At 60.0% G+C, this 25,091-nt stretch carries 36 protein-coding genes; 8 read left to right on the top strand and 28 right to left on the bottom strand.

Features of this window, described 5'->3' with window-relative positions; translation table 11 throughout:
* Positions 1 to 4: 4 nt before the first annotated feature.
* The 3 genes from argB to AB4X18_RS12235 are packed head-to-tail and all read left to right on the top strand — an operon-like array spanning position 5 to position 2,017.
* A complete protein-coding gene (gene argB / locus AB4X18_RS12245) occupies positions 5 to 868 on the top strand; it encodes an acetylglutamate kinase (protein WP_432816644.1) in 864 nt (287 codons plus the stop codon).
* Positions 865 to 1,518: a ferredoxin gene (locus tag AB4X18_RS12240; RefSeq protein WP_370400341.1), complete on the top strand. Its 654-nt coding sequence runs from the start codon at positions 865 to 867 to the stop codon at positions 1,516 to 1,518. The genes argB and AB4X18_RS12240 overlap by 4 nt, the downstream gene beginning before the upstream one ends.
* Position 1,519: 1 nt before the next feature.
* Positions 1,520 to 2,017, top strand: a complete 498-nt coding sequence (locus tag AB4X18_RS12235; protein WP_370400340.1) for a SixA phosphatase family protein — start codon at positions 1,520 to 1,522, stop codon at positions 2,015 to 2,017.
* Between the two features lie 30 nt (positions 2,018 to 2,047).
* On the opposite strand, the gene AB4X18_RS12230 is transcribed toward AB4X18_RS12235, so the two are convergent.
* From AB4X18_RS12230 to rpsM, 14 genes are all read right to left on the bottom strand, one after another.
* Complete coding sequence (locus AB4X18_RS12230; protein WP_370400339.1) at positions 2,048 to 2,815, bottom strand: amino acid ABC transporter ATP-binding protein; 768 nt, start codon at positions 2,813 to 2,815, stop codon at positions 2,048 to 2,050.
* 30 nt (positions 2,816 to 2,845) lie between these two features.
* Entirely contained in the window at positions 2,846 to 4,144 is a 1,299-nt protein-coding gene (locus tag AB4X18_RS12225; RefSeq protein ID WP_370400338.1) for an amino acid ABC transporter permease, read from the bottom strand.
* A 1-nt stretch (position 4,145) separates the two neighbouring features.
* Positions 4,146 to 5,384 carry an amino acid ABC transporter permease gene (locus tag AB4X18_RS12220; RefSeq protein ID WP_432816643.1) on the bottom strand — a complete coding sequence of 413 codons (1,239 nt, stop codon included), beginning with the start codon at positions 5,382 to 5,384 and terminating at the stop codon, positions 4,146 to 4,148.
* Between the two features lie 145 nt (positions 5,385 to 5,529).
* A complete protein-coding gene (locus AB4X18_RS12215; RefSeq protein ID WP_432816642.1) occupies positions 5,530 to 6,546 on the bottom strand; it encodes an amino acid ABC transporter substrate-binding protein in 1,017 nt (338 codons plus the stop codon).
* A gap of 191 nt (positions 6,547 to 6,737) precedes the next feature.
* Positions 6,738 to 7,469: an ATP12 family chaperone protein gene (locus AB4X18_RS12210; RefSeq protein ID WP_370400336.1), complete on the bottom strand. Its 732-nt coding sequence runs from the start codon at positions 7,467 to 7,469 to the stop codon at positions 6,738 to 6,740.
* Entirely contained in the window at positions 7,466 to 8,152 is a 687-nt protein-coding gene (locus AB4X18_RS12205) for an HAD-IA family hydrolase (RefSeq protein WP_370400335.1), read from the bottom strand. Before AB4X18_RS12205 ends, AB4X18_RS12210 begins: the two co-directional genes overlap by 4 nt.
* A complete protein-coding gene (locus AB4X18_RS12200; protein ID WP_370400334.1) occupies positions 8,149 to 9,195 on the bottom strand; it encodes an RluA family pseudouridine synthase in 1,047 nt (348 codons plus the stop codon). The genes AB4X18_RS12205 and AB4X18_RS12200 overlap by 4 nt, the downstream gene beginning before the upstream one ends.
* Complete coding sequence (crcB, locus tag AB4X18_RS12195; protein ID WP_370400333.1) at positions 9,192 to 9,572, bottom strand: fluoride efflux transporter CrcB; 381 nt, start codon at positions 9,570 to 9,572, stop codon at positions 9,192 to 9,194. Before crcB ends, AB4X18_RS12200 begins: the two co-directional genes overlap by 4 nt.
* Before the next feature lie 45 nt (positions 9,573 to 9,617).
* The gene (locus tag AB4X18_RS12190; RefSeq protein WP_370400332.1) at positions 9,618 to 10,925 is read right to left on the bottom strand and encodes a replication-associated recombination protein A; all 1,308 of its coding nucleotides are present in this window, start codon (positions 10,923 to 10,925) and stop codon (positions 9,618 to 9,620) included.
* Positions 10,925 to 12,298 carry a trypsin-like peptidase domain-containing protein gene (locus tag AB4X18_RS12185; protein WP_432816641.1) on the bottom strand — a complete coding sequence of 458 codons (1,374 nt, stop codon included), beginning with the start codon at positions 12,296 to 12,298 and terminating at the stop codon, positions 10,925 to 10,927. The genes AB4X18_RS12190 and AB4X18_RS12185 overlap by 1 nt, the downstream gene beginning before the upstream one ends.
* 161 nt (positions 12,299 to 12,459) lie before the next feature.
* Positions 12,460 to 12,879 carry a 50S ribosomal protein L17 gene (gene rplQ, locus AB4X18_RS12180; protein ID WP_370400331.1) on the bottom strand — a complete coding sequence of 140 codons (420 nt, stop codon included), beginning with the start codon at positions 12,877 to 12,879 and terminating at the stop codon, positions 12,460 to 12,462.
* Positions 12,880 to 13,014: 135 nt separating this feature from the next.
* Positions 13,015 to 14,031 (bottom strand): DNA-directed RNA polymerase subunit alpha, encoded by a 1,017-nt coding sequence (locus AB4X18_RS12175; protein WP_370400330.1) that lies wholly within the window; start codon positions 14,029 to 14,031, stop codon positions 13,015 to 13,017.
* 116 nt (positions 14,032 to 14,147) lie between these two features.
* Positions 14,148 to 14,534 carry a 30S ribosomal protein S11 gene (gene rpsK / locus AB4X18_RS12170; RefSeq protein ID WP_370400329.1) on the bottom strand — a complete coding sequence of 129 codons (387 nt, stop codon included), beginning with the start codon at positions 14,532 to 14,534 and terminating at the stop codon, positions 14,148 to 14,150.
* Between the two features lie 14 nt (positions 14,535 to 14,548).
* A complete protein-coding gene (rpsM, locus tag AB4X18_RS12165) occupies positions 14,549 to 14,917 on the bottom strand; it encodes a 30S ribosomal protein S13 (RefSeq protein ID WP_299872350.1) in 369 nt (122 codons plus the stop codon).
* A gap of 276 nt (positions 14,918 to 15,193) precedes the next feature.
* Between rpsM and AB4X18_RS12160 the strand changes: the two genes are divergently transcribed.
* Entirely contained in the window at positions 15,194 to 15,868 is a 675-nt protein-coding gene (locus AB4X18_RS12160) for a DUF2461 domain-containing protein (protein ID WP_370400328.1), read from the top strand.
* 146 nt (positions 15,869 to 16,014) lie between these two features.
* Here AB4X18_RS12160 and AB4X18_RS12155 read toward each other — a convergent pair whose 3' ends face one another.
* The 3 genes from AB4X18_RS12155 to rplO all read right to left on the bottom strand — a co-directional run bounded on the left by AB4X18_RS12155 (position 16,015) and on the right by rplO (position 18,636).
* Entirely contained in the window at positions 16,015 to 16,662 is a 648-nt protein-coding gene (locus tag AB4X18_RS12155) for an adenylate kinase (protein ID WP_370400327.1), read from the bottom strand.
* Positions 16,659 to 18,032, bottom strand: a complete 1,374-nt coding sequence (secY, locus tag AB4X18_RS12150; protein ID WP_370400326.1) for a preprotein translocase subunit SecY — start codon at positions 18,030 to 18,032, stop codon at positions 16,659 to 16,661. Before secY ends, AB4X18_RS12155 begins: the two co-directional genes overlap by 4 nt.
* A gap of 121 nt (positions 18,033 to 18,153) precedes the next feature.
* Complete coding sequence (gene rplO, locus AB4X18_RS12145; protein ID WP_370400325.1) at positions 18,154 to 18,636, bottom strand: 50S ribosomal protein L15; 483 nt, start codon at positions 18,634 to 18,636, stop codon at positions 18,154 to 18,156.
* A 186-nt stretch (positions 18,637 to 18,822) separates the two neighbouring features.
* Here rplO and AB4X18_RS12140 point away from each other — a divergent pair, with 186 nt between their 5' ends.
* Positions 18,823 to 19,059 (top strand): type II toxin-antitoxin system ParD family antitoxin, encoded by a 237-nt coding sequence (locus tag AB4X18_RS12140; RefSeq protein WP_370400324.1) that lies wholly within the window; start codon positions 18,823 to 18,825, stop codon positions 19,057 to 19,059.
* Positions 19,056 to 19,346 carry a type II toxin-antitoxin system RelE/ParE family toxin gene (locus AB4X18_RS12135; protein WP_370400323.1) on the top strand — a complete coding sequence of 97 codons (291 nt, stop codon included), beginning with the start codon at positions 19,056 to 19,058 and terminating at the stop codon, positions 19,344 to 19,346. Before AB4X18_RS12140 ends, AB4X18_RS12135 begins: the two co-directional genes overlap by 4 nt.
* Before the next feature lie 93 nt (positions 19,347 to 19,439).
* Here the strand turns inward: AB4X18_RS12135 and rpmD are convergent, their stop codons facing one another.
* The 11 genes from rpmD to rpmC form a co-directional block, all read right to left on the bottom strand.
* On the bottom strand, positions 19,440 to 19,628 hold the full coding sequence (rpmD, locus tag AB4X18_RS12130; protein WP_370400322.1) for a 50S ribosomal protein L30: 189 nt from the start codon (positions 19,626 to 19,628) through the stop codon (positions 19,440 to 19,442).
* A gap of 3 nt (positions 19,629 to 19,631) precedes the next feature.
* Positions 19,632 to 20,216 carry a 30S ribosomal protein S5 gene (gene rpsE / locus AB4X18_RS12125; RefSeq protein WP_370400321.1) on the bottom strand — a complete coding sequence of 195 codons (585 nt, stop codon included), beginning with the start codon at positions 20,214 to 20,216 and terminating at the stop codon, positions 19,632 to 19,634.
* Between the two features lie 179 nt (positions 20,217 to 20,395).
* A complete protein-coding gene (rplR, locus tag AB4X18_RS12120) occupies positions 20,396 to 20,755 on the bottom strand; it encodes a 50S ribosomal protein L18 (protein WP_370400320.1) in 360 nt (119 codons plus the stop codon).
* 10 nt (positions 20,756 to 20,765) lie between these two features.
* The gene (gene rplF, locus AB4X18_RS12115; RefSeq protein WP_370400319.1) at positions 20,766 to 21,299 is read right to left on the bottom strand and encodes a 50S ribosomal protein L6; all 534 of its coding nucleotides are present in this window, start codon (positions 21,297 to 21,299) and stop codon (positions 20,766 to 20,768) included.
* A gap of 10 nt (positions 21,300 to 21,309) precedes the next feature.
* Positions 21,310 to 21,702: a 30S ribosomal protein S8 gene (rpsH, locus tag AB4X18_RS12110; protein WP_370400318.1), complete on the bottom strand. Its 393-nt coding sequence runs from the start codon at positions 21,700 to 21,702 to the stop codon at positions 21,310 to 21,312.
* A gap of 12 nt (positions 21,703 to 21,714) precedes the next feature.
* Positions 21,715 to 22,020: a 30S ribosomal protein S14 gene (gene rpsN / locus AB4X18_RS12105; RefSeq protein ID WP_300033876.1), complete on the bottom strand. Its 306-nt coding sequence runs from the start codon at positions 22,018 to 22,020 to the stop codon at positions 21,715 to 21,717.
* Positions 22,021 to 22,038: 18 nt separating this feature from the next.
* On the bottom strand, positions 22,039 to 22,602 hold the full coding sequence (gene rplE, locus AB4X18_RS12100; protein WP_370400317.1) for a 50S ribosomal protein L5: 564 nt from the start codon (positions 22,600 to 22,602) through the stop codon (positions 22,039 to 22,041).
* On the bottom strand, positions 22,602 to 22,907 hold the full coding sequence (gene rplX, locus AB4X18_RS12095; RefSeq protein WP_432816640.1) for a 50S ribosomal protein L24: 306 nt from the start codon (positions 22,905 to 22,907) through the stop codon (positions 22,602 to 22,604). Before rplX ends, rplE begins: the two co-directional genes overlap by 1 nt.
* A gap of 2 nt (positions 22,908 to 22,909) precedes the next feature.
* Positions 22,910 to 23,278, bottom strand: a complete 369-nt coding sequence (rplN, locus tag AB4X18_RS12090) for a 50S ribosomal protein L14 (RefSeq protein ID WP_067296687.1) — start codon at positions 23,276 to 23,278, stop codon at positions 22,910 to 22,912.
* 69 nt (positions 23,279 to 23,347) lie between these two features.
* Positions 23,348 to 23,587 carry a 30S ribosomal protein S17 gene (gene rpsQ, locus AB4X18_RS12085; protein WP_370400316.1) on the bottom strand — a complete coding sequence of 80 codons (240 nt, stop codon included), beginning with the start codon at positions 23,585 to 23,587 and terminating at the stop codon, positions 23,348 to 23,350.
* Positions 23,588 to 23,598: 11 nt separating this feature from the next.
* On the bottom strand, positions 23,599 to 23,802 hold the full coding sequence (gene rpmC, locus AB4X18_RS12080; RefSeq protein ID WP_370402621.1) for a 50S ribosomal protein L29: 204 nt from the start codon (positions 23,800 to 23,802) through the stop codon (positions 23,599 to 23,601).
* Positions 23,803 to 24,025: 223 nt separating this feature from the next.
* Between rpmC and AB4X18_RS12075 the strand changes: the two genes are divergently transcribed.
* Together AB4X18_RS12075 and AB4X18_RS12070 are read left to right on the top strand one after the other, a co-directional pair.
* A complete protein-coding gene (locus tag AB4X18_RS12075; protein WP_370400315.1) occupies positions 24,026 to 24,436 on the top strand; it encodes a DUF6636 domain-containing protein in 411 nt (136 codons plus the stop codon).
* A 27-nt stretch (positions 24,437 to 24,463) separates the two neighbouring features.
* Positions 24,464 to 25,084, top strand: a complete 621-nt coding sequence (locus tag AB4X18_RS12070; RefSeq protein ID WP_432816639.1) for a 2OG-Fe(II) oxygenase family protein — start codon at positions 24,464 to 24,466, stop codon at positions 25,082 to 25,084.
* Positions 25,085 to 25,091: the final 7 nt, after the last annotated feature.

The following is a 25,091-nucleotide window of genomic DNA, read 5'->3' as shown; positions in this document are numbered from 1 at the left end:
CAAGATGAGAACGCAAGACATGAACCGCGACTGGATCGCCACCGCGCAGACGCTCAGCCAGGCGCTGCCTTACCTGCAACGCTATGCTGACGCGACCGTCGTCATCAAGCTGGGCGGTCATGCCATGGGCAGTGATGACGCCATGGCCGAATTCGCCCGCGACGTTACCTTGATGCGTCAGGTCGGTGTGCAGCCCGTCGTGGTGCATGGCGGCGGGCCGATGATCAATCAGATGCTGGACCGCCTGAACATCAAATCGAGCTTCGTCGACGGCAAACGCGTAACCGACGAAGCCACAATTGAAGTGGTCGAGATGGTCCTGTCCGGGCTGGTCAATGCACGCATCGTGCAGGCGATCACCGCGCAGGGCGGGCGTGCAGTAGGGTTGTCGGGCAAGGATAGCGGGCTGATCACCTGTGAGCCTGAAAACCCGGACCTTGGCCTTGTGGGCCGCCCCTCGCACGTGGACACGACCGTGCTGCGGGATCTGGCTGACAAGGGGATCATCCCCGTGATTGCGCCATTGGGTATGGGGCGTGGGGGCGAAACGTTCAACATCAACGGCGATACGGCGGCAGGTGCCATTGCGGCCGCACTTCAGGCGGATCGCCTCTTGTTGCTGACCGATGTGGAAGGGGTCAGGAACAGCGCGGGCGACGTGCTGACCGAATTGACCGCCAGCCAGATCACCAGTCTCGTGGCTGATGGCACCATTGCGGGCGGCATGATCCCCAAGACGCAAACCGCGCTCGATGCGCTCGCGGGGGGGGTACGTGCCGCTGTGATCCTTGACGGACGCGCGCCCAACGCCTGCCTGCTGGAGCTTTTTACCGAACATGGTGCCGGCAGCATCATCCGGCGCGGATGAAATACGCAGCGCTCGAAAAGGATGCCGCCGCGCGGCACCTGATCCTGTTGGGCGGCTTTCACCCCACCGCAGAAGACAACGCGCCAGAGGGGTGCCAGACACTGCTGATGCTGGGCCCGGATGAACCCGCATTCTGGCCCGCTTTCACCGCCAGTCCCGAATGGCAGGACGGTGCCCCCGATCCGATGGATCGATGGTCCACACGCGTAATCGGCGACTGGGCAAAAGAACTCGGCGCAACCGCGCTTTACCCCTTTGGGGGCGCACCCTTTCTGCCCTTCTACAGCTGGGCGTTGCGCACGGGGCGCATTCACGCCTCCCCCGTCCACCTGCTGGTGCATGATCGCGCCGGGCTTTTTGTCTCGTTTCGCGGCGCACTGGCGCTTGCTGCACACGTCGCATTGCCCACGCCCGGCCCGCCCCCCTGCCAAAGCTGTGCGGAAAAACCCTGCACCACGGCGTGCCTGTCGTCCGCGCTGACACCCGAAGGCTACGATGTTCCCGCGTGTCGGAATTTCCTGCGCACGGCGGCGGGGGCGATCAACATGGCAAAAGGGTGCGCGGTGCGCCGGGCCTGCCCGGTGTCAGGCGGGTCTAGCCGCATTGATGCGCAATCGGCCTATCATATGAAACAATTCAGAGGGGGCTGACATGAAACGCCTGATCCTGATGCGCCACGCGAAATCCGATTGGTCCGGCGCGCTGACCAGCGACCATGACCGCCCACTGAACGGGCGCGGGCGCAGAAGTGCCGCCGCACTGGGGGATTGGCTGCGGTCGGAAAACCTGATCCCGGACGAAGTCTTGTGTTCCTCTGCCATGCGCACGCGCGAAACCTTCGTGCGGCTTGACCTGCCACAAGCCATCCCCGCCCACTTCGAACGCGGCCTGTACCTTGCGTCCGAAGATCAGATCCTCGACCGGTTGCAGCGGGCGACGGGGGACGTGGTACTGATGATCGGGCATAATCCCGGCATCGCCTTTTGCGCGCAGGGCATCGTCGCGTCCCACCCCGATCATCCGCAGTTCAACAAATATCCAACCGGGGCCACGCTGGTTGCGGATTTCGACATTGCCCACTGGGCCGATGCGCGGTGGAAAAACGCAAACGCGCGACACTTCACAGTGCCGCGCGATCTGGAGACATAGGGCGGGGGGTCACCCCGCCACCTGTGTAACTCAGTGACCCAGGATCTGGCTCAGGAACAACTGCGTCCGCGGCGACTGCGGATTGTTGAAGAACGCTTCAGGCTCATTCTGCTCCACGATCTGGCCTTCATCCATGAAGATCACGCGGTTCGCCACCTGACGGGCAAAGCCCATCTCGTGCGTCACGCAAAGCATGGTCATGCCCTCTTCGGCCAGTTCGATCATTGTGTCGAGCACTTCCTTGATCATCTCAGGGTCGAGCGCCGATGTCGGTTCGTCAAACAGCATGATACGCGGTTTCATGCAAAGCGACCGCGCAATCGCCACACGCTGCTGCTGACCACCGGACAACTGACCGGGGTACTTGTTCGCCTGATCAGGGATTTTCACCTTTTCAAGATAGTGCATCGCCACTTCTTCGGCTTCCTTCTTGGGTGTCTTGCGTACCCAGATCGGCGCCAACGTGAGATTTTCCAGAATGCTCAGATGCGGGAAAAGGTTGAAGTGCTGAAAGCACATGCCAACCTCTGACCGGATCTTGTCGATGTTCTTGAGGTCGGAGGACAAAAGCGTACCGTCCACCTTGATCGACCCCTTCTGATGTTCCTCCAACGCGTTGATACAGCGGATCAGCGTGGATTTACCGGACCCTGACGGTCCGCAAATCACGATGCGTTCGCCCTGATACACCGTCAGATCAATATCGCGCAGCACGTGAAACGCGCCATACCATTTGTTCATGGATTGAATGGAAATCGCGACCTGATCGGAGACTTTCATCTGTGCAGTTTCGGCCATGTGTTCAGCCCTTTCTTAAAAGACGCTTGTTCAGCGATGATCTGTCGCGAGGCGGCGTTCCAGCCACTGCGAGTATTGAGAGATGGAGTAGCAGACGACAAAGAAGACCACGCAGGCAAATCCCAGCAGCTCCCAGTAGACGCCGTTCCAATCGGTTGACGCAAGGATCGGACCCCGGATCATGCCCAGGATATCGAACATCGAAATGACCGAAACCAGCGTCGTATCCTTGAACAGACCCACCGCGATATTGACGATACCGGGGATGGAGATCTTGAGGGCTTGCGGCAGGATGATCAGCCGCATCGCCTGCGCGTAATCAAGGCCCAGACTGTCCGCGGCCTCATACTGCCCCTTTGGCAGGGCCGCGAGGCCCCCGCGGATCACCTCGGCGATATACGCCGCGGAGAACATGGTGATCATGATCACCACACGCAGGAACAGGTCCACGCCAGAACCGGGCGGGAAGAAATACGCCAGCATCACGTTCGCCACGAACAGCAGCGTGATCAATGGCACACCGCGCACGAACTCAATGAAGATCACGCAAATCCACTTGATCAACGGCATGGAGCTTTGCCGCCCCAGCGCCAGCGCAATCCCGATGGGCAGCGACAGCGAAACACAGGTAAGGCCCAGCATCATGTTGAGCATGTAGCCCCCCAGATCACGCGAAGGCACAGCTTCGAGGAACGGCTGTGCAGGTGCGATTACGGGCACGATGTAGCCAGCCAAGGCCCACACCACGACGGCGGCAAGCACCCCCCCGAAGAAACCAACCGCAAAGCTTTGTGCGACAAAGCGGGAGTAGACCAGATAGCCCACCACAAATCCCAGCAGTGCAAAGATCGGCGTCCAGATGGTGCCGCCCCAGATCAGCCAATAGGCGATAAAAGGGAAAAGCCCCGTGAAGATCAGCAGCTTGCGCGGCAGATCGAAAAACAGGACCGGCGCCAGTGCCACGAACATGAAGACGAATGCAATTGCAGGACGCCAGTATTGATCCACCGGATATTTGAACCCGAACAGCAGCTGGTTCCAGCGTTCCGTCAGAACTGAGAAACACGCGCCCGCCGTCCCGTCCAGAACCTCCCGGCACTCCGCGAGGGACCCCGTGTTCCAGACACCGTTCAGGATCCATGGCAACGTGTTCGACAGGATCAGGAAGATCACGTAGAACGACGCGACCGTCAGCAAGGCATTGGGCCATGTGGCGAAAAGGTTGTCGCGCATCCATTTGACCGGCCCCGCTGCGTTTGCAGGTGGGGCTACAGGAGGAAGCGCCGTTTCGCGGACAAAGGCGACCGAATGTGCATGTGTATCTGACATCTCAGCGCTCCTTCAGCTTCATGGCGTTGTTGTAAACGTTCATTCCTGCCGAGATCAGCAATGAGATCACCAGATAGAACAGCATCAGCAGCAACACGCATTCGATCGCGCGTCCTGTCTGGTTCAGGGTGATACCACCCAATGTCGCGGTGATATCCGCATATCCCACCGCAATCGCGAGCGAGGAGTTCTTGGTGATGTTCAGGTACTGAGAAATCAACGGCGGGATGATCACCCGCAAGGCCTGTGGCAGGACCACAAGGCTCATCACGCGATTGGGCCGCAGGCCCAGCGCGGAGGCCGCTTCGGTCTGCCCCTTGCTGACCGCCTGAATGCCCGCACGTACGTTTTCCGCGATGAAGGCGCCAGTGTAGATCGACAATGCGAACCAAAGCGCGATCAGCGGTCCGCCGATCTTGATCCCGCCTTGAAAGTTGAAACCCTTGAGTGCCGGTATTTCCCAAGCCAGGCCAAGGATCGTCAGCAGGGCAATTAGCGGCACGAACCAAATGGCAAGGTTGGTCCAGAGCGTCTTTGGCCGCACGCCGGTCTCCGCCTGAATGGCATTTGCGCGCGCTGTCATGAACCGTGTGGCAAAGAAGGACGCGACCAGCACGCCGATGACCAGCAACCAGTTGATCGGGCTGCCCGCCTCGCCTCCGATGCCGCGGGTGAAGTAGGGACCGGGCGCATAGACGCCCCGATTGGTGAAGGCAAACATGTCCATCAGCATCGATGATGTGGCCGCATCGCCTCGGAACGCGCGGGGCGCAGGCATGACCGCCGTCATGATGGTGAAGATGATGATGATCCAGATCAGCACGGGGATGTTCCGGAAGATTTCCACGTAAAAGGCCATCAGCTTGCGCACGAGCCAGTTGTTCGACAGTCGCAGGACACCGGCCAGAACGCCAAAGACGGTGGCCGTGATACAGGCAAGGAAGGCAACCAGAAGGGTGTTCAGAATGCCGACAATCGCCGCGCGAAGGTTTGAGGATTGGCTGTTGTAGTCAATCAATGTCTGGTTGATGTCGTATCCCGCCGGCGCGCCCAGAAAGCCGAAGGCGATGTTCAGGCCTTGTTCACGCAGGTTCGCGGCAACGTTGGAATAAAGATAAAAAAGAGCAGTTGCGAGGGCGATGGCCGCAATAACTTGCAGCGTCATCGACCGGTAGCGCGTATCATTCAACAGCATTGATAGCCGGAATGTACCCCCTTGAGGGTCGGTTATTGTCGACATCAGATTTATCCCTGTGTGGCCAGCCGTTGATTTTTATCAGCGCCTTAAAGGCGCCCGTGCCAGCGTCAATTTATTGGTCGTCGTCGTTAGGTGGCTAGGAAAGCGCAGAGGGCGCGGAAGGTTCCGCGCCCTCTGGCAGATGGTTTTAGCGGAAGGGGGGGCTGTAAAGCAGGCCGCCCTCGGTCCACTGTGCGTTCAGACCACGTGCAAGACCAATCGGTGTCTCTTCACCGATGTTCTTGGCAAAGATCTCGCCGTAGTTGCCTTCGGACATGATCGCGCGCTTGGCCCATTCAGCGTCCAGGCCCAGCATCGCGCCCAGTTCACCTTCGGTACCCAGCAGACGTGCCACTTCGGGGTTGTTGCCGGCACTTGCCATCTCGGTCACGTTGGCAGAGGAAACGCCAAGCTCTTCGGCGGTGATCAGTGCGTTCAGGGTCCAGCGGACCACGTCACCCCAGTCGCTGTCGCCGTGACGGACCAGTGGGCCCAGCGGCTCCTTGGAGACGATTTCGGGCAGAAGGACGTGATCGCCGGGGTTTTCAAACGCCGCACGTGTCGCCGCCAGACCGGAGGCATCCGTGGTGTAGACGTCGCAGGCACCGGCAAGGTATTGCTGCTGCGCTTCCGCGTTGGTTTCGATCGGCACAGGCTCATAGCTGATGTTGTTGGAGCGGAAGAAGTCCGCCAGGTTCAGCTCTGTTGTGGTGCCGGTCTGGATGCAGACAGTCGCGCCGTCCAGATCCTTGGCAGAAGACACACCCAGTTCCTTGGGAACCATGAAGCCCTGACCGTCGTAGTAGTTCACGCCGACAAAGTCGAACTTGAGGTCCACATCGCGGGAGAATGTCCATGTGGTGTTACGCGCCAGCATGTCGATCTCACCGGACGCCAGCGCGGTGAAGCGCGTCTTGCCCGTGGTGGGAACAAATTCAACAGCCGTGGAATCACCCAGAACGGCAGCCGCGACCGCGCGGCAGATGGACACGTCGAAGCCTTTCCATTCGCCATTGGCGTCTGGTGCTGCAAAGCCGATCAAACCAGTGGTCACACCGCAGTTCAGCTTGCCGCGCTCTTTGACATCATCCATCGTTCCCGCAGCGGCAGCGCCTGCTACGAGACCGGCGGCTGTCATAGCGCCGAAAAGTACAGATTTTTTCATTTCAACCTCTTCCTGATTTTCCGCCACGTTAATGGGCGGTTCGTACGGGGCCATTCTGGCCGCCGTAGGTGATATAGCCGGGACTCCTCCCGACAGTGCGCGATACTTGGGCGGATTCCGCGTGGAAGGTCAAGGGTCAACAGGGGAAAAACGGTACGTTTCCGGCCCGTACGTAAGCGAAAGCGCCTCAATTAGGCGTCAGTTTCATCCGCATCGCCGCGCGAGAGGTGAAACATGCGGTTGGCATGAAAAAAGGCCGTCTGCCGCACGGATGCCTGTGCTTCGGCCTCATCATCCCTGCCCCATTGCTCCGCCTGCCAGATTTCGTCAAGGCGGGACATCTCCCATAAATCATCAATCGTGCGGGCCTTCAGCGCGGCTGCAAAACCCAGCACCAAAGACCCTGAAAGGCTGACCAGATCGTGAAACGCGGCAAGCTCAAACGCGTTGAGCTGGTGCGTCCGTATCGACAGCCGCGCCAGCGCGGTGGGGTCCTGCGGGGCGTGGATCACGCCGACACGCGGCTGCAATCGCGCGCCAAGTGTCTGCTCCGCCCAGTCCAGCATGGGGTCCCAGGCGGCGCTCTGGCGTGCAACAAGCCCTTCGGGCGCATCTGCGCGATAACACAACAGATCGCTGTCGCCGTAGGCGGCCAGCATCTGCGCCACTTCTCCATGCTGCACAACCACCTTGTCCAACGCGGCATTTGCGGTCTTTGTCGCAGGCATGGTATGCGGATTGATCACATCTTGCTGTGCGTCCCATTCATCCGCCACGATCAGTGCCATCGCCTTGCTGGGCAGGATAAGCGCCCGTTTGGCTGGCGTGCGGACAGGTCTGCCGTCAAGCTCTACCGTATACCCACCGGACGCAGGCACCACCGCAGCGGCTTTCCAGAACCGTTTGGCTTTCCAATCGCTCATGCCAACTGTCCCCAAACCTGATTCAGCGCGCCTTGCAATCCGTCGAAGTCATCCACCACCGTGTGCGCAAACGCGCCAAGACGCGCGGCATCGTGATAGCCCCAACTGACCCCGACACCTGCGACCCCCGCCCCCGCTGCCATCTCCATGTCGAAACTGGTGTCTCCCACCATGATCGCGTCCCGGGGTGCCACGCCGGTATCAGACAGGGCGCCCAGGATCATGGATGGATGTGGCTTGGAGGGATGGAAGTCGGCGCAATGCTGGGTCACGAACAGCCCCTGCAGCCCGTGCCCCTCGATCAGCTTGTCCAACCCGCGTCGGGATTTCCCCGTCGCGACGCCCAACAGAACCTCGGGAACGGCGTGCAGCGCCTCAAGCGCCTGCCGCGCACCGGGGTAAAGCGGCGAAGACCGCGCCACGCCGCCCTCCGCCCGAAGCGCGACATAGGCGTCCTTGTACCGCTGGACCATCCGCGCATGGGTCGCGGCATCCGCATCCGGCACCAGCGTTGGAAAGATCACCTCCAGCGACAGCCCGACCATCGCCAGCACCTGCTCTCGCGCAGGCAGCGGATGACCGACCGTCTCAAATGCAACCGCCATCGCGGCAAGGATATCACCCTGACTGTCGACCAGTGTGCCGTCCACATCAAAGATCACCAACCGCAGCGGTGTGGTCATTGCAGGCTCTCGAAGGGGTCCTCTGCCGCCAGATCTTCCGTCCAGCCAAAGGTTTCCCAACTTTGCGCCATATGGTCAGGCAGTTCGGCGGTGACCGTAATCAGCTTGCGGGTTTCAGGATGCTCAAACCGCATCATGCGCGCGTGCAGGTGCAGTTTCTTGCTGATCACGCCGCCCAGTTGCGCGCCCCAGCCGTCGCCCATGTTTTCCTGCCCCGACCCGCCATATTTGCCGTCACCGACGATCGGATGCCCGATCTGTGCCATATGGGCACGCAGCTGATGCGTGCGGCCCGTCACCGGCTCAAGCGCCACCCATGCCGCACGGGACGCAACCCGGAACAGCGTCGCATAAAGCGTATGCGCCCGTTTTGCGCCGGGCGTGTCATCCATATCGCGGGGGTGCACGGGTATCATCTTTTCGCCTTCCCCGCCCCGACCATGGCCGCCCGCCTTGACCAGGCCATAGCGGATTTCGCCCAGGTACGGCGTCGGCACCCCGGCAACCAGCGCCCAATAGATCTTGCGGGTCTCCCGATGCCGCATCGCAGCCGTCAGCGCCTTGGCGGCCATGCGTGTGCGGGCCAGCAGCAACACGCCGGAGGTGTCTTTGTCCAGCCGGTGCACCAGCCGCGGCTTTTCCTCCAGATCGAACATCAGCGCCGCAGACAGCCCATCCACATGCCGGTCCGCCTGCCCCGATCCCCCTTGCACCGCCAGACCGGGCGGTTTGTTAAGCGCGATCACGTGGTCGTCACGGTAGATCACACAGGATCGGATGAATTTTGTATCCGCGTCTGATACGGTAGTGCGCTTCGTGGGGGGCGGTGCCGCATCATCCGGCAATGGCGGAACGCGCACCTGCTGCCCCACTTCGACACGTGTGGCCCCCTTGACGCGGCCGCCATCCACCCGGATTTCGCCCTTGCGGCACATCTTGTCGATGCGCCCCTGCGGGATCTGCGGAAACCGTCGCTTGAACCATCGATCCAGCCGCTGATCCCCTTCGCCTTCCGCCACCGTCAGTGTCTGAACCCGGCTCATGCCCATACCCCGCGTGCAAGCCACAAACCTGCAACCAGCCCCATGATCGAAAGCCCGACGGAAAGCGCCACGTAAAGGCCCGCCGCACTGATCTGGCCCCGCTCCATCAGTGTTACCGCTTCAAGCGAGAAAGCGGAGAACGTCGTGAACCCTCCCAAAATCCCGGTCATCACGAAAGGGCTGAGGTGTGTCAGGCCCTTCTGCGCGGCCGCCACCACAAAGACGCCCATCAGAAACGACCCGATGATATTGACCGTCAGGATCGCCAATGGGAAATCCTGCGGCCCCATCAGGCGCAGCACACCCACGCCCATCAGGAAACGGCATGCAGCACCGATGGCACCGCCCAGCGCGACAAGAAGAACAGTTGAAATCATGTGCGGTCTGTCAGGCCTTGGCGGGCAATTGTCAAGTTGACCACGTCATTCCTGCCGCTTTGCACGCAGCTTTGAAAAATATTCCAGACGCTTTTTCAGATCGCGTTCGAACCCACGCTCCACCGGTTGATAAAGCGCCTGCCGTTCCACGCCCTCGGGGAAATAATCCTGTCCTGAAAAACCATCCTCTGCATCGTGGTCATAGGCATAATCCGCGCCATACCCCATGTCCTTCATCATACCGGTTGCCGCATTGAGGATGTGTTTGGGCGGCGGCGCGGACCCGGTTTCCTTCGCCGCGCGGCGCGCACCCTTGTAGGCCACGTAGGTGGCGTTGGATTTGGGGGCAAGCGCGAGGTACGTCACCGCCTGCGCCAGCGCCAACTCCCCTTCCGGACTGCCCAGACGTTCGAATGTTTCCCACGATTGCAGGCAAACCGCCTGCGCCTGCGGATCGGCCAGCCCGATATCCTCCACGGCCATTCGGGTGATGCGGCGCGCCAGGTATCTGGGGTCCTCGCCCCCTTCCAGCATCCGCGCGAACCAATAAAGGGCTGCATCCGGGTCCGACCCGCGCACGGATTTGTGCAGTGCGGAAATCAGATTGTAATGTTCGTCGCCCCCCTTGTCGTACTGCGCCGCGCGCCGCATCAGCCGTGCGCCAAGGGCCGCTTTGTCCAGTGGCGCATCGACATCCCACGCCGCGACCTGCTCGATCAGGTTCAGCAAGGCGCGCCCGTCGCCATCGGCCATGTCATAAAGGGCTGCGCGCGCGGTTTCATCGAGGGGTAGCTTGCGTTCCAACTCCTCTTCGGCACGGGTGGCAAGCAGTGCGAGGTCTTCCAAAGGAAGCCGTTCCAGCACCAACACCTGCGCGCGACTCAGAACCGCGCGGTTCAGCTCGAACGACGGGTTTTCGGTTGTGGCCCCCACCAACAGGATCGTGCCGTCTTCCATATGCGGCAGAAAGCCATCCTGCTGCGCCTTGTTGAAACGGTGAATCTCATCCACGAAAAGCAGCGTCCCCCGCCCCTGCTGGCGGCGCTGGCGGGAGGCCTCAAACACCCGGCGCAACTCCGGCACGCCGGAGAAAATCGCACTTATCTGCACGAAATGCAGGTCCGTCTCGTCCGCCAGAAGCCGCGCGATGGTCGTCTTGCCCACGCCGGGCGGCCCCCAGAAGATCAGCGACGACAAGCTGCCAGAGGACAACATTACCGTCAGCGGCGCATCAGGCCCAAGCACCTGCCGCTGGCCGATCACCTCAGAAAGGTTCTGCGGGCGCAAACGATCGGCAAGCGGGCGGTGCGGGCTGTCCACCTGCGGGTCGGATGTATCAAACAGGTCCGCCATCAGATGCGGAACCGCAGAACAGTGCGCCCCGTAACACGCTGCACGATCATCTCGATGCGTCTGACCTGCCCGCCCAACACCGTCGCCACGTCTTCGGGATGGGCAACCTCAACCCCGTTGATGGCCAGGATCACATCACCACTCCTCAACCCCACGCGCGCACCCAGACCCGCATCCACAACAACAACCCCTTCACTTTCCAGCGGCAGGTTCATTTCCGACAGAACCGCAGGATTGATCCGCACAAGCCGCAAGCCCGGCAGCAAACTGCGCTGACCCAGAACGGCTTCGTCGCGGGGCGGCAGATCGGGGGCGGCAATCAGCGATACGCTGATCTCCGCCTCCACACCATCCCGCAACCGCGTAACCTGCGCCGTCCGGCCCAAACCGGCCACCGACATCCGGTAGATCATCTCCGCCGGGGTATTGACCGGCGCACCATCGACGGAAGTGATCACATCCCCCACATCAAGCCCCGCCGCCAGAAAGGGCGACGCCGGATGCAAACCCGACACGATGATCCCGCCGGGACGGTCCAATCCCAGCGGACCCGCCATATCACTGTCCACGGGCTGCCCGCTGATCCCCGCCCAAGGGCGGCCAAACCGCCGTGCACCGGTACGCGCCTGTTCGACGAACACCGCAACCAGATCGGCGGGAATGGCAAAACCGATGCCGTTGGATCCGCCCGACCGCGTCAGGATCGACGTATTGATCCCGATCAGCCGGCCCGCAACATCGATCAAGGCACCGCCCGAATTGCCCGGATTGATCGGCGCGTCGGTCTGGATGAAATAACCAACGCCGGAATTCCCCCCACCCACGCCGGACCGCGCAAGCCCCGACACGATACCGCTGCTGACGGTCTGGCCGACGCCGAAGGGGTTGCCGATGGCAAGCACCAGTTCACCCACCTCCACCTCTGCGCTGTCACGCAATTCCAGAAACGGCAGGTCTTCTTCCGCTGCGATCTTCAGGATCGCCAGATCGGAATCCTCGTCCCCCAACAGAACCCGCGCCGAATATTCACGCCGGTCGCTCAGTACCACGCGAATTTCCGTGGCCATGCCGACAACGTGGTAATTTGATACCACGATGCCATCCGCCGACAGGATCACCCCGGAGCCAAGCGAATTCTGCACCCGTGGCTTTTCCGAAAACGGATCCCTGAAGAAACGCTCGAAAAACGGATCGCGCTGCAGCGGCGTACCGCGCGGTTCTGCCATGATCTTGGCGTAGATATTGACGACAGCGGGTGCGGCCTCGCGCACCAGCGGTGCAAAACTCAGCTGGATCTGCGCCTGGGACTGCGGCACCTGTTGCGCGGCGACAGGCGCAGCAAGCAGCGCGAGGATCAACAAAAGGTGTCTCATACCCAAGCATATGCGCAACGCAGGAGTGACACGCAACTCCCCTGCTCTTTTTGGCCTTAAATCCCGCTGCACAACAGCAGCTGCGGACAGCGCGGTCGCCAGTCAAGAAACGAAAAAGGCCCCGCCGAACTGGCAGGGCCCCGTCATTCATCCAAAGCGCTTCAGTCTTCGGCGGCTTCTTCGGCGGCCAGACGTGCCTTGTCCGCCGCACCCTTGGCATCACGGTCACGATCGACGAATTCGATGATCGCCATCGGTGCCATGTCGCCATAGCGGAAGCCCGCCTTGAGAACGCGCACATATCCGCCCTGGCGGTCCTTGTAGCGCGGGCCAAGCACGTCAAAAAGCTTGGTAACATATTGATCCTGCTTGAGCTTGGACGCGGCCTGACGGCGCGCGTGCAGGTCGCCGCGTTTGGCCAGCGTGATCATCTTTTCGATGATCGGCTTCAGTTCTTTTGCCTTGGGCAGGGTTGTCTTGATCTGCTCATGTTCGATGAGCGAGCCCGCCATGTTCGACCAGAGCGCCTTGCGGTGCTCATGTGTGCGGTTCAGGCGGCGGTATCCACGTGCGTGACGCATATTTCTTCTCCTAATGTGCCCTCTACGGGCGTTTTTGCTTTGTCTGGCAGCCGATGCGTGTCAGCTGCTCTCCTTGGGGCGGGGTGCCCATCGTTGCGTTGTAAGGTGCGCAATGAATGCGCACCTTACGGGTTCTTAAAACGAATCCTCGAACTTCTTGGCGAGGTCTTCGATGTTGTCTGGCGGCCAGTCCTCGACATCCATGCCAAGGTGCAGCCCCATGCCGGACAGGACTTCCTTGATCTCGTTCAGGGACTTCCGGCCGAAGTTTGGCGTGCGCAGCATTTCGGCTTCGGTCTTCTGGATCAGATCGCCGATATAGACGATGTTGTCGTTCTTCAGGCAGTTCGCGGAACGTACTGAAAGCTCCAGCTCGTCCACTTTCTTGAGCAGCAACGGGTTGAACTCCAGACCGTCGTCCTCATCCGCGCGGGACGCCGATTCAGGCTCATCAAAGTTCACGAAGATGCCCAACTGGTCCTGCAGAATGCGCGCGGCGAAAGCCACGGCGTCATCGGGTGTGATGGACCCGTCTGTTTCGACCTTCATCGTCAGCTTGTCATAATCCAGCACCTGACCTTCGCGGGTCGGCTGTACGTCATAGCTGACTTTCTTGACCGGGGAATAGATCGCGTCGATCGGGATCAGACCGATGGGCGCATCCTCCGGCTTGTTCTTGTCCGCAGACACATAGCCCTTGCCGGTATTCACCGTCAGTTCCATGTAGACGTCCGCACCATCGTCGAGGTGGCAGATCACGTGATCGCGATTCAGGATCTCGATCCCAGCGCTTTCAGAGATGTCACCCGCTGTCACGACACCCGGCCCCTTGGCAGAGATCGACAGGCGCTTGGGCCCTTCGACTTCCATGCGGATGGAAACACCCTTGAGGTTCAGGATGATGTCGGTGACGTCTTCACGCACACCGGCAACGGAGGAGAATTCATGCAGGACGTTGTCGATCTGCACAGAAGTGATTGCCGCACCCTGCAGGGACGACATCAAAACGCGGCGCAGCGCGTTGCCCATGGTCAGACCAAAACCGCGCTCCAGCGGTTCGGCCATCACAACCGCCTGACGCGCAGGGTCATTTCCCGGCTTGACGTCAAGCTGCTGTGGTTTGATCAATTCAGCCCAATTTTTGTGGATCATGTGTCCCTCCATTCTTGTAACTGTCGCATGTCCGGTCGGCAGTTACGCTCGAGGTTTCAAAAAGGCGGTATGGGGCCTGCGTGTCACCACGCAAACCCCGGAAAGAATATGTTCGCTTAGACGCGGCGGCGCTTGGGCGGACGGCAACCGTTGTGGGCCATCGGCGTCACATCACGGATCGAGGTGATGTTGAAACCTGCAGCCGCCAAGGCGCGCAATGCGCTCTCACGACCGGAGCCGGGCCCCTGCACTTCGACTTCCAGCGTCTTGACGCCGTGTTCCTGTGCCTTGCGGCCTGCGTCCTCTGCAGCCATCTGGGCGGCATAGGGCGTGGATTTCCGCGAGCCCTTGAAGCCCATGGTACCGGCAGACGACCATGAAATGGCGTTGCCCTGCACATCCGAGATCAGGATCTTGGTGTTGTTGAAGCTCGAATTCACATGCGCCACACCAGCGGCGATGTTCTTGGAGACTTTGCGTTTTACGCGACGATCACGTGCCATATCTCAAGCCTCCCTTATTTCTTCTTGCCGGCAATGGCCTTTGCGGGGCCTTTGCGGGTGCGAGCGTTGGTGTGTGTACGCTGACCGCGCACAGGAAGGTTACGACGGTGACGCAGGCCTCGGTAGCAGCCAAGGTCCATCAGACGCTTGATGTTCATCTGCGTGTCACGGCGTAGGTCGCCTTCGACGGTATAGTTCTCGTCGATGTGCTCACGCACTTTCACGACTTCGGTGTCGCTGAGTTCGTTGACGCGACGGGTCGGGTCGATGCCGACCGCTTCGCAGATGGCTTTGGCGGAAGCGTTGCCAATTCCGGTGATGTAGGTAAGGGCGATCGGAACCCGCTTTGCAGTCGGGATGTTGACGCCGGCAATACGTGCCACGTGTGCAATTCCTTTTCGTTGCGGGTCCGTGATCCCAGACCCTTTTTTCACAACATAAGCCCGGAGCGTATGACGCCACCGGGCCCGGCTGATCAGGTGATCTTGCGCGGCAGGAGCGACCCGCGTTGCAACTTGATTCTCATTCGAGATAGCGCTGGTTATGCCCTTTTCCGGGGGGCGTCAAGCGCTGTCCCCCACCCTCTTGGCATGACGGTGCCGGACGTTATTGTGTACCCCGCCCCAGCGATATGAAACCAGCCGCAAAGGACACGCCCCATGGCCGGATTTACCGAAGCTTCCTTCGCCCTTCTGGCCGAACTGGAGGCGAACAACAACAAGGCATGGTATGAAGAGAACAAGGAAAAACTCAGGGAGCAGGCGCGCGACCCTTTTGCCGGAATGCTCGGCGTGGTGAGCATGCTGCTGGAGGGCAGCCGTTATCCGATGATGGGCTCCGACAAGACCATGTTCCGTCAGTACCGGGATGTGCGGTTTTCCAAGGACAAGACACCGTACAAGGCGACCGTCTCGGGGATGATCACACCCAACGGGAGCAAGGGAGAGGGCGGCGGCGTGGTCTATGCGCAGATCGGTCCGCGTGGCGGCATGCTGGCGGCGGGGCACTACCAGCTGGCCACCGCGGAACTCAACCGTGTGCGCGACTGCATCGTGGCCGACCCGGTGGGGTTTGCAGAGATGGTCGAGGCGCTGGACGCCAAAGGCTACCCGCTTTCACGAGACAACAGCCTGAAAACCATGCCGCGCGGGTTCCAGCAGCATGCAGATGCCACATTTGCGGACTTCCTTCGGTTGAAGAACTACGTCACCCGTGTAGAGCAGCCGAAGGATGCATGGTTGAACGGGGATATCGTGGAGAAAATGGTGCATCTGGCTGAAGCCATCGGGCCGTTGAATGCATGGGTGCGGGAGGCGATGATCGAACGGGCCTAGGCGCTTCGATCAGAAGTCGAACCGTCGCCACGGAGGGCGACGGATGAGGGTTTTCCACCCTCATGCTCCCGAGGTTTCTTGAGCCATTTGGAAGGGGCCGTCTGAGGCACCGCGTCCTGACGATCAGGCCGGGGGACGCGTGATCCCTACCCGTCCAGCGCAGCACCGATGCTGCCCTGCACCTTATCAATGCTGGCCAGACCATCCACGACCTTCAGCATATCCTTGGCGTAATAATAGCCAATCAGGGGCGAGGTCTGCTTGTAGTAGGCCATCAGACGGGTCTTGAGGCTTTCCTCGTTGTCATCCGCACGGCGCTTGAAATCGTTTTCCTTGCCGCAGTTGGTGCATTTGCCGTCCGCCGGGATCGGCTTGGTCTTGTCGTTATAGACCTCACCACAGCTGCCACAGGTGGACCGCGCTGTGATCCGCTCCACCAGTGCTGCGTCATCGACTCGCATCTCGATCACCATGTCGAGCGTCTCACCCTCTGAGGCCATCAATTCGCCCAAGGCGTCCGCTTGTTCCAGCGTGCGGGGGAAGCCGTCAAAGATGAAACCTTCGGTCTTCTCCCCTGCCAGCTTTTCGCGGATCAGGCCGATCACGATCTCGTCGGTGACCAACTCGCCCCGTGCCATGACGTCAGCCACGATCTTGCCCATCTCGGTCCCGGAATCCTTGGCCTCCCGCAGCATGTCGCCGGTGGAAAGCTGAACCATGTTGCGTGTTTCAACCAGATGCCGCGCCTGCGTGCCCTTGCCTGCGCCCGGAGGCCCGAGAAGTATGATATTCATTTACGAACCGGGCTCCGTTTCTTTCGTGTCTTGCCTTTGCCTGCACCTTTGCCGCGCAGCTGTGATTTTTCAAGCAATCCCTCGTATTGATGGGCGAGCAGATGGCTTTGCACCTGCTGGATCGTGTCCATGGTCACCGACACGACGATCAGCACCGATGTACCGCCGAAGTAGAAGGGGATCGCGAACTGGCCGCGCAGGATTTCGGGGAACACGCAGACCAGTGCCAGATAGCCGGAGCCGAGCACGAGAACGCGGTTCACCACATATTCCAGGTATTCCGACGTCCGCTTGCCGGGACGGATACCAGGGATGAAACCGTTCTGGTTTTTCAGATTCTCCGCCACATCGTCAGGTTTGAAGCTGACGTTGAAAGTGTAGAAGTACGTGAAGAACACGATCATCGCGATGAAGAACAGCAGATACAGCGGCTGACCGGGGCCGAAGTTTGCCAAGAGCCAGGACATGATTGGCCCGGTCGAACTGCCCGAAAAGGTGCTGATCGTTACTGGCAGCAACAACAGCGAACTTGCAAAGATCGCCGGTATCACGCCAGCGGGGTTCACCTTGACGGGCAAATGGCTTGAGCCGCCGTCATAGACCTTCATCCCCACCTGACGCCGCGGATACTGGATGTGGATCTTGCGCAAGGCGCGTTCCATGAACACCACGAACATGATGGTCACCACCACCATGATCAGCACCCCCACGATCAACGCGGGGCTGATCGCGCCAGAACGACCGGAGGCAAAGAATTGCGCCAATGCGGCGGGGACTTCGGCAATGATGCCCACGAAGATGATCAGGGAAATCCCGTTACCGATACCGCGCGCGGTGATCTGTTCACCCAGCCACATCAGGAACATGGTGCCGCCCACAAGCGTGATCATGCACGCAATGCGGAAATAGAGCCCCGGATCAGCGGCGATATCACCTGCCTCAAGGCTGACGGCAAGGCCGTAGGACTGCACCGTTGCCAGCGCAACCGTGCCGTAACGCGTATACTGGTTCAGCTTCTTGCGGCCCTGTTCGCCCTCTTTCTTCAACTGTTCCCAAGGCGGATACATCGACCCCATCAACTGCACGATGATCGAGGCCGAGATATAGGGCATGATGCCCAGCGCAAAGATGCCCATCCGGCCCAGTGCACCCCCGGTAAACATCGACACCATGCCGCCGATGCCCTGCCCCGCGCTGTCCATGAACTGGCGCAGTGCGTCACCGTCGATGCCCGGAACCGGGATGAAGGTGCCAAGGCGGTAGACGATCAGAAGGCCCAGCGTGAAAAGGATCCGGTTGCGCAGGTCTGTTGCCTTGCCCAGCGCGGACCAGCTGGTGTTGGCGGCCATGTTTTCGACGGCTGATACCATGGGGGGTCTCACCTTTGGTTGGACAAACGCCGCCCAGGCCGTTTTCCGGCGGGCGGCGTTTATGGAAAACTCAATCGAGTATGTAAGCGGGACGCGCCCCGCTCACAAGCCTTAAGGCAGATTACTCGGAGGCTTCTGCCGCCGCGGGCGCGGTCACGGTCAGGGAACCACCGGCCTTTTCCACTGCCGCAACGGCAGATTTGGACGCACCCGCCACGTGCAGATCGACCTTGGCAGAGATATCGCCCTTGGCCAGGACACGAATGCCGTCCAACTCACGACGCACGAGGCCGGAGGCGACAAGAGCGGCGCCATCAATTGGCTTCTTGGCGTCAAGCTTCTTTTCGTCGATGAACTTCTGGATCAGGCCCAGATTCACAACGGCGTAGGATCTACGGTTCGGCTTGTTGAAGCCCCGCTTTGGCAGACGCTGGTAAAGCGGCATCTGGCCACCTTCGTAGCCGTTGATCGCCACACCCGAGCGGGATTTCTGACCCTTGATACCACGGCCGCCCATCTTGCCCTTGCCAGAGCCGGGACCACGGCCCACACGCGTGCGCTTCTTGGCGGCACCGGGATTGTCGGAAAGTTCATTCAGTTTCATGTCGCTTCTCCTTTTGCCGGAAATGCTCCCCAGCGACGGGAGTGAGCAGACGCGGCGTTTTACGGTTAAGGTGGCCGGGATTCGTGGGCCACTGGGGGCGTATAGAGGGGGTGGGGGTTGGGATCAAGGCTTGTGATTGTTGATCGGCATACCAATTCTTGGTATCTTGGCAAGAAGGAGCAGACCATGCAGAAAAACACATCCGTTTCACTTGGCGAACACTTCGCGGACTTCATTGAAAATCGCGTTCAATCAGGGCGTTACAGCTCTGCCAGTGATGTAGTGCGCGCGGGTTTGCGATTGCTTGAAGAACGGGAAGCCGGAGTTGAGGATTTGCGCAGGGCGTTGATTGCCGGTGAAAGCTCCGGCGCGCCAGAGCCTTTTGACTTTGATGCATTCATTGCCGAGAGAACCTCTACTTGAAGTCGCTACAGTTTCGACCAGCGGCCCGGTCAGATCTTGATGGCATCTGGGATTATTCCCTTGAAACCTGGGGCAAAGCGCAAGCGATATCCTACCTACAGGCTCTGCAGGTTGCATGTCAGACCCTTTGCGATGGAAATGCCGCAAGCACATCCGCAGATCACATTATCCAAGGGTTTCGCAAGCTGCGGGTCGGCTCTCATGTCGTCTTCTTTCGAGAGAATGACGATGCGATCATTGTTGTCCGCATCCTTCACCAGCGCATGGATGTACCAAAACACCTTTGAACGAATAACGCCTCGCAGTTTCCTGCGAGGCGTTCTATTGTCAGACACCCGAAGTCTTCAAAGACTTCGAACCGATTTCTCCGAAGAAATCGTTTAGCCCTTCTCCTCAACGATCTCGACCATATGCGAGACCTTGTTGATCATGCCGCGCACGGCTGGCGTGTCTTCCAGCTCACGCACGCGGTGCATCTTGTTCAGACCCAGACCCACAAGCGTGGCACGCTGTTTGGCGGGGCGGCGGATCGGCGAACCGATCTGTTTGATGACGATTGTCTTGGCCATGGTTTATGCTCCTTCGACAACGGGGGCTTGTTCGCCGCTAACCTGAGGCGCGTCGGTCTTGGGCAGGATGTCGGCCACCTTCTTGCCGCGACGCTGTGCGACGGAACGGGGGCTGCTTTCCTTGCGCAGACCGTCCATCGTGGCGCGGATCATGTTGTAGGGGTTCTGCGAGCCGATAGACTTGGACACGACGTCCTTGATACCGAGCATTTCGAACACGGCACGCATCGGACCACCGGCGATGATGCCCGTACCCTCGGGGGCGGAACGCATCACGACCTTGCCCGCGCCGTGGCGGCCTTCCATATCGTGGTGCAGTGTGCGGCCTTCGCGCAGCTGCACGCGGATCATCTGGCGCTTGGCCTGTTCGGTCGCCTTGCGGATCGCCTCGGGCACTTCTTTGGCTTTACCCTTGCCGAAACCCACGCGGCCCTTCTGGTCACCGACCACCACGAGCGCGGCAAAACCAAAGCGTTTACCACCCTTCACGGTCTTGGAGACCCGGTTGATGGCAACCAGGCGGTCTGCGAATTCAGGTGCTTCGTCGCGCTGATTGCGGCGGCCCCCACGATTGTCGTCTCTGGCCATGCTGGCCTCCTTGATGTGCGGGCGCGTGGCCCTGTTTGTCCAACCGAAGTGCCGTTGTGGCCCCGGTCATCGAAGGTGCGCGGGTGGCGCGCCTTACGGTCTTGGTGTGCAAGGTGCGCAATGAATGCGCACCCTACGGTGTCTTCTGCAGGGTGCGCATTCACTGCGCACCGCACGGGTCAGATCTTCAGACCACCCTCACGGGCAGCATCTGCAAGCGCCTTTACCTTGCCGTGGAACAGGAAACCGCCCCGGTCAAAGTAGGCTTCTTCAACGCCAGCCTTCTTGGCGCGTTCGGCAATCAACGAACCAACCTTGGTGGCTGCTTCGATGTTGTTCTTGCCTACAACGCCCAGATCCTTCTCCAGCGTGGAGGCGGATGCCAGTGTCTTGCCCGCCACATCGTCGATCAATTGAACAGAGATGTTCTTAGACGAGCGGTGTACCGACAGGCGCATGCGGCCCGCGTTCACGCGGCGCAGTTTGTTCCGAACGCGCAGGCGGCGTTTGATGAACAGTGTTCTTTTGCTGTTTGCCATGTTGCGTTCCTTACTTCTTCTTGCCTTCTTTGCGGAAGACGAACTCACCCTTGTAGCGGATACCCTTGCCCTTGTAGGGCTCGGGCTTGCGCCACTGGCGGATGTTCGCGGCGACCTGACCAACCAACTGTTCGTCAATGCCTTCCACAACAACTTCGGTCTGCTTCGGCGCGGTCACGGTCACACCCTCGGGTGCGGTGTAATCCACGTCGTGGCTCAGGCCGAGGTTGAGTTTCAGTGTGTTGCCCTGCATCTGGGCACGATAGCCAACACCCTGAATTTCAAGCTCTTTCTTGAATCCAGTGGTGACACCGGTCACCAGGTTTTCGACCATGGTACGGGACATGCCCCACTGCTGACGGGCACGCTTGGACTTGCCGCGTGGCGTCACAGTGACAACATTGTCCTCGACCTTCAGATCAACATCGTCGGTTGCCTTGAAGCTGCGGGTACCCTTGGGGCCCTTCACTTCGATGGACTGGCCGCTGACCGTGGCGGAAACACCGCTGGGCAGTTCGACCGGTTTCTTACCAATACGAGACATGATCTACTCCTTAGAATACGGTGCAGAGCACTTCGCCGCCGACGTTATGGCTGCGTGCGCTTTGATCCGACATCACACCCTTGGGGGTGGAGACAATCGACACGCCCAGACCCTGACGGACCTGCGGAATGTCATTGACGCCCATGTAGACGCGGCGACCGGGCTTGGAGACCCGCTTGAGCTCGCGAATGACAGGTTCGCCCTCGTAGTACTTGAGGCTGATCTCGATGGCGGGGTGGCCGTCGGCGCCCGTCATCTTCTCATATCCCCGGATGTAACCTTCGTCCGCCAGCACATCCAGCACCCATGCACGCAGCTTGGAAGCCGGTGTCACAACGGTGGATTTGCCGCGCAACGAAGAGTTACGGATGCGGGTCAGCATATCTGCGATAGGATCGTTCATAATATGCCCTCCTTACCAGCTTGACTTGACCATGCCGGGGATCTGGCCCTGAGAGCCGAGATCCCGCAGCGCGATACGCGAGATTTTCAGTTTGCGATAATACGCATGCGGACGACCGGTCAGCTGGCAGCGGTTGTGCAGACGCACGGCGCTGGAGTTGCGCGGCAGTTTCGCCAGCTTCAGGGAAGCGCGGAAACGCTCTTCCATCGGCTTGCTTTCGTCATTGACGATCTCTTTCAAGGCAGCACGCTTCGCGGCGTACTTCTTGACCAGTGCTTCACGCTTTTTCTCGCGTGCGATCATGGATTTCTTAGCCATATCTAATCCCTCCCGCGCTTATGAATTGAAAGGCATGTTGAGTGCTTTCAACAATGCTTTCGCTTCTGCGTCGGTGTTCGCCGTTGTCGTGATGACAATGTCCATTCCCCAGGTCTCATCGACCTTGTCGAAGTCAATCTCGGGGAACACGATGTGTTCTTTCATGCCCATGGCATAGTTGCCACGCCCATCGAAAGACTTGCCCGATACGCCGCGGAAGTCGCGGACGCGGGGCAGGGCAATCGTGATCAGACGGTCCAGAAATTCATACATCCGGTCGCCACGCAGGGTGACTTTCGCTCCCAGCGGCATGTCCTCGCGGACGCGGAAACCGGCGATGGATTTCTTGGCCGTGGTGGTCAGCGCTTTCTGGCCTGCAATCGCGGTCAGGTCTTCCTGAGCAGATTTGGCTTTCTTGCTGTCACGCACGGCTTCGGCACCACACCCGATGTTCAGGACGATCTTGTCCAGACGCGGGATCTGCATGTCGTTCTTGTAGCCGAACTCTTCTTTCAGGGCCGCGCGGATGCGGTCCTTGTAATCGGCCTTCAGGCGGGGGGTATAATTTGCAGTATCAAGCATCAGATCACATCCCCTGTTGTCTTGGCGAAACGCACCTTGGTGTCACCATCCATCTTGAAACCCACGCGTGTCGCCTTGCCGTTGGCGTCCACGATCGCGAGGTTGCTCAGGTCGATCGGCATCGCCTTGGGGATGCGGCCGCCTTGGCTTTCCTGGGACTGACGGGTGGCGCGGATGGCGATGTTGATGCCTTCCACGATGGCCTTGTTCGATTTGGGATCGACGGACGTGATGTTGCCTGTCTTGCCCTTGTCCTTGCCGGCCAGCACGATGACCTTGTCACCTTTTTTCAACTTGGCAGCCATGATTACAGCACCTCCGGAGCGAGCGAGATGATCTTCATGAAGTTCTTGCCGCGCAACTCACGCACAACCGGGCCAAAGATACGTGTACCGATAGGCTCGTTGTTGTTGTTGAGGATAACGGCCGCATTGCGGTCAAAGCGGATGGCGGTGCCATCGTCGCGGCGCACTTCCTTGGCGGTGCGAACAACGACGGCCTTGCGGACGTCGCCCTTTTTCACACGACCGCGGGGGATGGCTTCCTTGACCGACACGACAATGATGTCGCCGACGGATGCGTATTTACGCTTGGAACCACCCAGCACCTTGATGCACTGAACACGGCGCGCGCCGCTGTTGTCAGCAACATCCAGGTTGGTCTGCATCTGGATCATTTGGTTTCTCCCGACCTTTGGGGGGCGATGCGTGCCTGATCCCCAGGGTTTCGATTAAGCGAAAAGCGCTTATGCCTCAGCGGCGGTCAGCACTTCCCAACGTTTCGTTTTCGACTTTGGTGCACATTCGATGATGCGGACGCTGTCGCCCACCTTGAATGTGTTGTTCTCATCGTGCGCCCGGTACTTCTTGGACTTACGAATGGTCTTTTTCAGAACCGGGTGGGTGAAGCGGCGCTCCACGGATACGGTCACGGTCTGGGCGTTTGCGTCGGAGGTCACGACGCCTTGCAGGATACGCTTTGGCATGTGTGCTCTCCTTAGTCAGCAGCGGCCGCTTGGGCCTTTTGGTTCAAAACAGTCTTCACCCGCGCCACGTCCCGCTTGACGGAACGCAGGCGCGCAGGGTTTTCCAATTGGCCGGTGGCCTGCTGAAAGCGCAGGTTGAAGGCTTCTTTCTTGAGGTTTACAAGTTCGTCGCGGAGCTGATCCGGCGTCTTGTCATGCAGTTCCTTGGCGTCCATCGCCTTATTCCTTTCAACATCACGGGCAGGCCGCGCACGCGCGTCACCCTGATTCCCGTGGAGTCCATGATGAAGGGCGCTGATACGCCGGGAGCCGCAGCATTGCAACCCTTTATCCAAGGGCTTTTCGAAGCCACGCCAAAGGCTGCTGACGCGCGGCTAAATATGGGGTATTTTGCCCCGCAATACGCAACCCGATCTGCCACCTGACCTGAGACTTGCCATGATCCTCCGCCTGCTTGCCATCCTCTTCCTTTTCGCCAGCCCCGCCACCGCCGATGTGTGGAGTTTCGCCACCCCATCAAAGAACATCGAATGCTGGGTCGGGGAAAGCCTGGAAGGCTCCGACATCGCCTGCACCATCTTCCAGAAAGGCGGCACACCCCCTGCCCCGCGTCCTGCAGGATGCACGCAAGGCTGGGGCCACGTCTTTTTCATGGATGAACGCGGTTATGTATCAATGGAGTGCCGCACCGTTGCCGGTCAGGGCCGGGGCGCCCAAAGCGTGGCGGAATACGGGGTGACCGGACGATTTGGCGGCTTCACTTGTCGGTCCGAGCGGACAGGGCTGGAGTGCCGCAATCTGGACGGCCACGGATTTTTCCTTTCACGCGCCTCGCAACGGGTTTTCTGACCCGTCGCGCTGCGCTAAGACGCGTCCATGGCAGACATCAAATCCCTCTTCGTCACCCGTCTCTACCACGCAAGGCTGTCCGAATATGGCGATACCGTCGATCAGGAGGAGCTTGAAGCCTCCTGCTGGTCGATCGCGCAGGATGATGAGGCCGGACAGCAATGGTCGGAAGACAACGGCTATCCCGGGTATACGTCCTATGCCTCGCTCACCGATCTGGGCTGGCGCTTTCCGATCTTTGCCGAAGTGATCAAACTACTGGACGCCCATGTGGCGGCCTTTGCCAGGGATCTGGCGTTTGATCTGGACGGGCGGGAACTGAAGCTGGAGGACATCTGGATCAACATCCTGCCCGAGGGTGGCATTCACACCAGCCATATCCATCCCCATTCAGTGATATCCGGCACCACTTACGTGGCGATGCCCGACGGCGCGAGTGCCCTGAAGCTCGAAGATCCCCGGCTGCCGATGATGATGGCCGCCCCCGGTCGGGTGAAGGACGCGCCGGAAAACCTGCGTGCTTTTGCCTATGTGGCACCTCAGGTGGGCGATGTGCTGCTGTGGGAAAGCTGGCTGCGCCACGAGGTGCCGATGAACATGGCGGAAGACGACCGGATCAGCGTGAGTTTCAATTACAGCTGGGGCTGACCGCCCC

The organism is Sulfitobacter rhodophyticola, assembly GCF_041281685.2.
GTDB lineage: Bacteria > Pseudomonadota > Alphaproteobacteria > Rhodobacterales > Rhodobacteraceae > Sulfitobacter.
The sequence above is the reverse complement of the archived record's forward strand: the minus strand, read 5'-3'. Positions and strand labels throughout refer to the sequence as shown.

Bases quoted from the DNA above. Each gene is read 5' to 3' on its own strand.
- argB (WP_432816644.1), top strand. From the start codon at position 5: ATGAGAACGCAAGACATGAACCGCGACTGGATCGCCACCGCGCAGACG.
- AB4X18_RS12240 (WP_370400341.1), top strand. From the start codon at position 865: ATGAAATACGCAGCGCTCGAAAAGGATGCCGCCGCGCGGCACCTGATC.
- AB4X18_RS12235 (WP_370400340.1), top strand. From the start codon at position 1,520: ATGAAACGCCTGATCCTGATGCGCCACGCGAAATCCGATTGGTCCGGC.
- AB4X18_RS12230 (WP_370400339.1), bottom strand. From the start codon at position 2,815: ATGGCCGAAACTGCACAGATGAAAGTCTCCGATCAGGTCGCGATTTCC.
- AB4X18_RS12225 (WP_370400338.1), bottom strand. From the start codon at position 4,144: ATGTCAGATACACATGCACATTCGGTCGCCTTTGTCCGCGAAACGGCG.
- AB4X18_RS12220 (WP_432816643.1), bottom strand. From the start codon at position 5,384: ATGTCGACAATAACCGACCCTCAAGGGGGTACATTCCGGCTATCAATG.
- AB4X18_RS12215 (WP_432816642.1), bottom strand. From the start codon at position 6,546: ATGAAAAAATCTGTACTTTTCGGCGCTATGACAGCCGCCGGTCTCGTA.
- AB4X18_RS12210 (WP_370400336.1), bottom strand. From the start codon at position 7,469: ATGAGCGATTGGAAAGCCAAACGGTTCTGGAAAGCCGCTGCGGTGGTG.
- AB4X18_RS12205 (WP_370400335.1), bottom strand. From the start codon at position 8,152: ATGACCACACCGCTGCGGTTGGTGATCTTTGATGTGGACGGCACACTG.
- AB4X18_RS12200 (WP_370400334.1), bottom strand. From the start codon at position 9,195: ATGAGCCGGGTTCAGACACTGACGGTGGCGGAAGGCGAAGGGGATCAG.
- crcB (WP_370400333.1), bottom strand. From the start codon at position 9,572: ATGATTTCAACTGTTCTTCTTGTCGCGCTGGGCGGTGCCATCGGTGCT.
- AB4X18_RS12190 (WP_370400332.1), bottom strand. From the start codon at position 10,925: ATGGCGGACCTGTTTGATACATCCGACCCGCAGGTGGACAGCCCGCAC.
- AB4X18_RS12185 (WP_432816641.1), bottom strand. From the start codon at position 12,298: ATGAGACACCTTTTGTTGATCCTCGCGCTGCTTGCTGCGCCTGTCGCC.
- rplQ (WP_370400331.1), bottom strand. From the start codon at position 12,879: ATGCGTCACGCACGTGGATACCGCCGCCTGAACCGCACACATGAGCAC.
- AB4X18_RS12175 (WP_370400330.1), bottom strand. From the start codon at position 14,031: ATGATCCACAAAAATTGGGCTGAATTGATCAAACCACAGCAGCTTGAC.
- rpsK (WP_370400329.1), bottom strand. From the start codon at position 14,534: ATGGCACGTGATCGTCGCGTAAAACGCAAAGTCTCCAAGAACATCGCC.
- AB4X18_RS12160 (WP_370400328.1), top strand. From the start codon at position 15,194: ATGGCCGGATTTACCGAAGCTTCCTTCGCCCTTCTGGCCGAACTGGAG.
- AB4X18_RS12155 (WP_370400327.1), bottom strand. From the start codon at position 16,662: ATGAATATCATACTTCTCGGGCCTCCGGGCGCAGGCAAGGGCACGCAG.
- secY (WP_370400326.1), bottom strand. From the start codon at position 18,032: ATGGTATCAGCCGTCGAAAACATGGCCGCCAACACCAGCTGGTCCGCG.
- rplO (WP_370400325.1), bottom strand. From the start codon at position 18,636: ATGAAACTGAATGAACTTTCCGACAATCCCGGTGCCGCCAAGAAGCGC.
- AB4X18_RS12140 (WP_370400324.1), top strand. From the start codon at position 18,823: ATGCAGAAAAACACATCCGTTTCACTTGGCGAACACTTCGCGGACTTC.
- rpmD (WP_370400322.1), bottom strand. From the start codon at position 19,628: ATGGCCAAGACAATCGTCATCAAACAGATCGGTTCGCCGATCCGCCGC.
- rpsE (WP_370400321.1), bottom strand. From the start codon at position 20,216: ATGGCCAGAGACGACAATCGTGGGGGCCGCCGCAATCAGCGCGACGAA.
- rplR (WP_370400320.1), bottom strand. From the start codon at position 20,755: ATGGCAAACAGCAAAAGAACACTGTTCATCAAACGCCGCCTGCGCGTT.
- rplF (WP_370400319.1), bottom strand. From the start codon at position 21,299: ATGTCTCGTATTGGTAAGAAACCGGTCGAACTGCCCAGCGGTGTTTCC.
- rpsH (WP_370400318.1), bottom strand. From the start codon at position 21,702: ATGAACGATCCTATCGCAGATATGCTGACCCGCATCCGTAACTCTTCG.
- rpsN (WP_300033876.1), bottom strand. From the start codon at position 22,020: ATGGCTAAGAAATCCATGATCGCACGCGAGAAAAAGCGTGAAGCACTG.
- rplE (WP_370400317.1), bottom strand. From the start codon at position 22,602: ATGCTTGATACTGCAAATTATACCCCCCGCCTGAAGGCCGATTACAAG.
- rplX (WP_432816640.1), bottom strand. From the start codon at position 22,907: ATGGCTGCCAAGTTGAAAAAAGGTGACAAGGTCATCGTGCTGGCCGGC.
- rplN (WP_067296687.1), bottom strand. From the start codon at position 23,278: ATGATCCAGATGCAGACCAACCTGGATGTTGCTGACAACAGCGGCGCG.
- rpsQ (WP_370400316.1), bottom strand. From the start codon at position 23,587: ATGCCAAAGCGTATCCTGCAAGGCGTCGTGACCTCCGACGCAAACGCC.
- rpmC (WP_370402621.1), bottom strand. From the start codon at position 23,802: ATGGACGCCAAGGAACTGCATGACAAGACGCCGGATCAGCTCCGCGAC.
- AB4X18_RS12075 (WP_370400315.1), top strand. From the start codon at position 24,026: ATGATCCTCCGCCTGCTTGCCATCCTCTTCCTTTTCGCCAGCCCCGCC.
- AB4X18_RS12070 (WP_432816639.1), top strand. From the start codon at position 24,464: ATGGCAGACATCAAATCCCTCTTCGTCACCCGTCTCTACCACGCAAGG.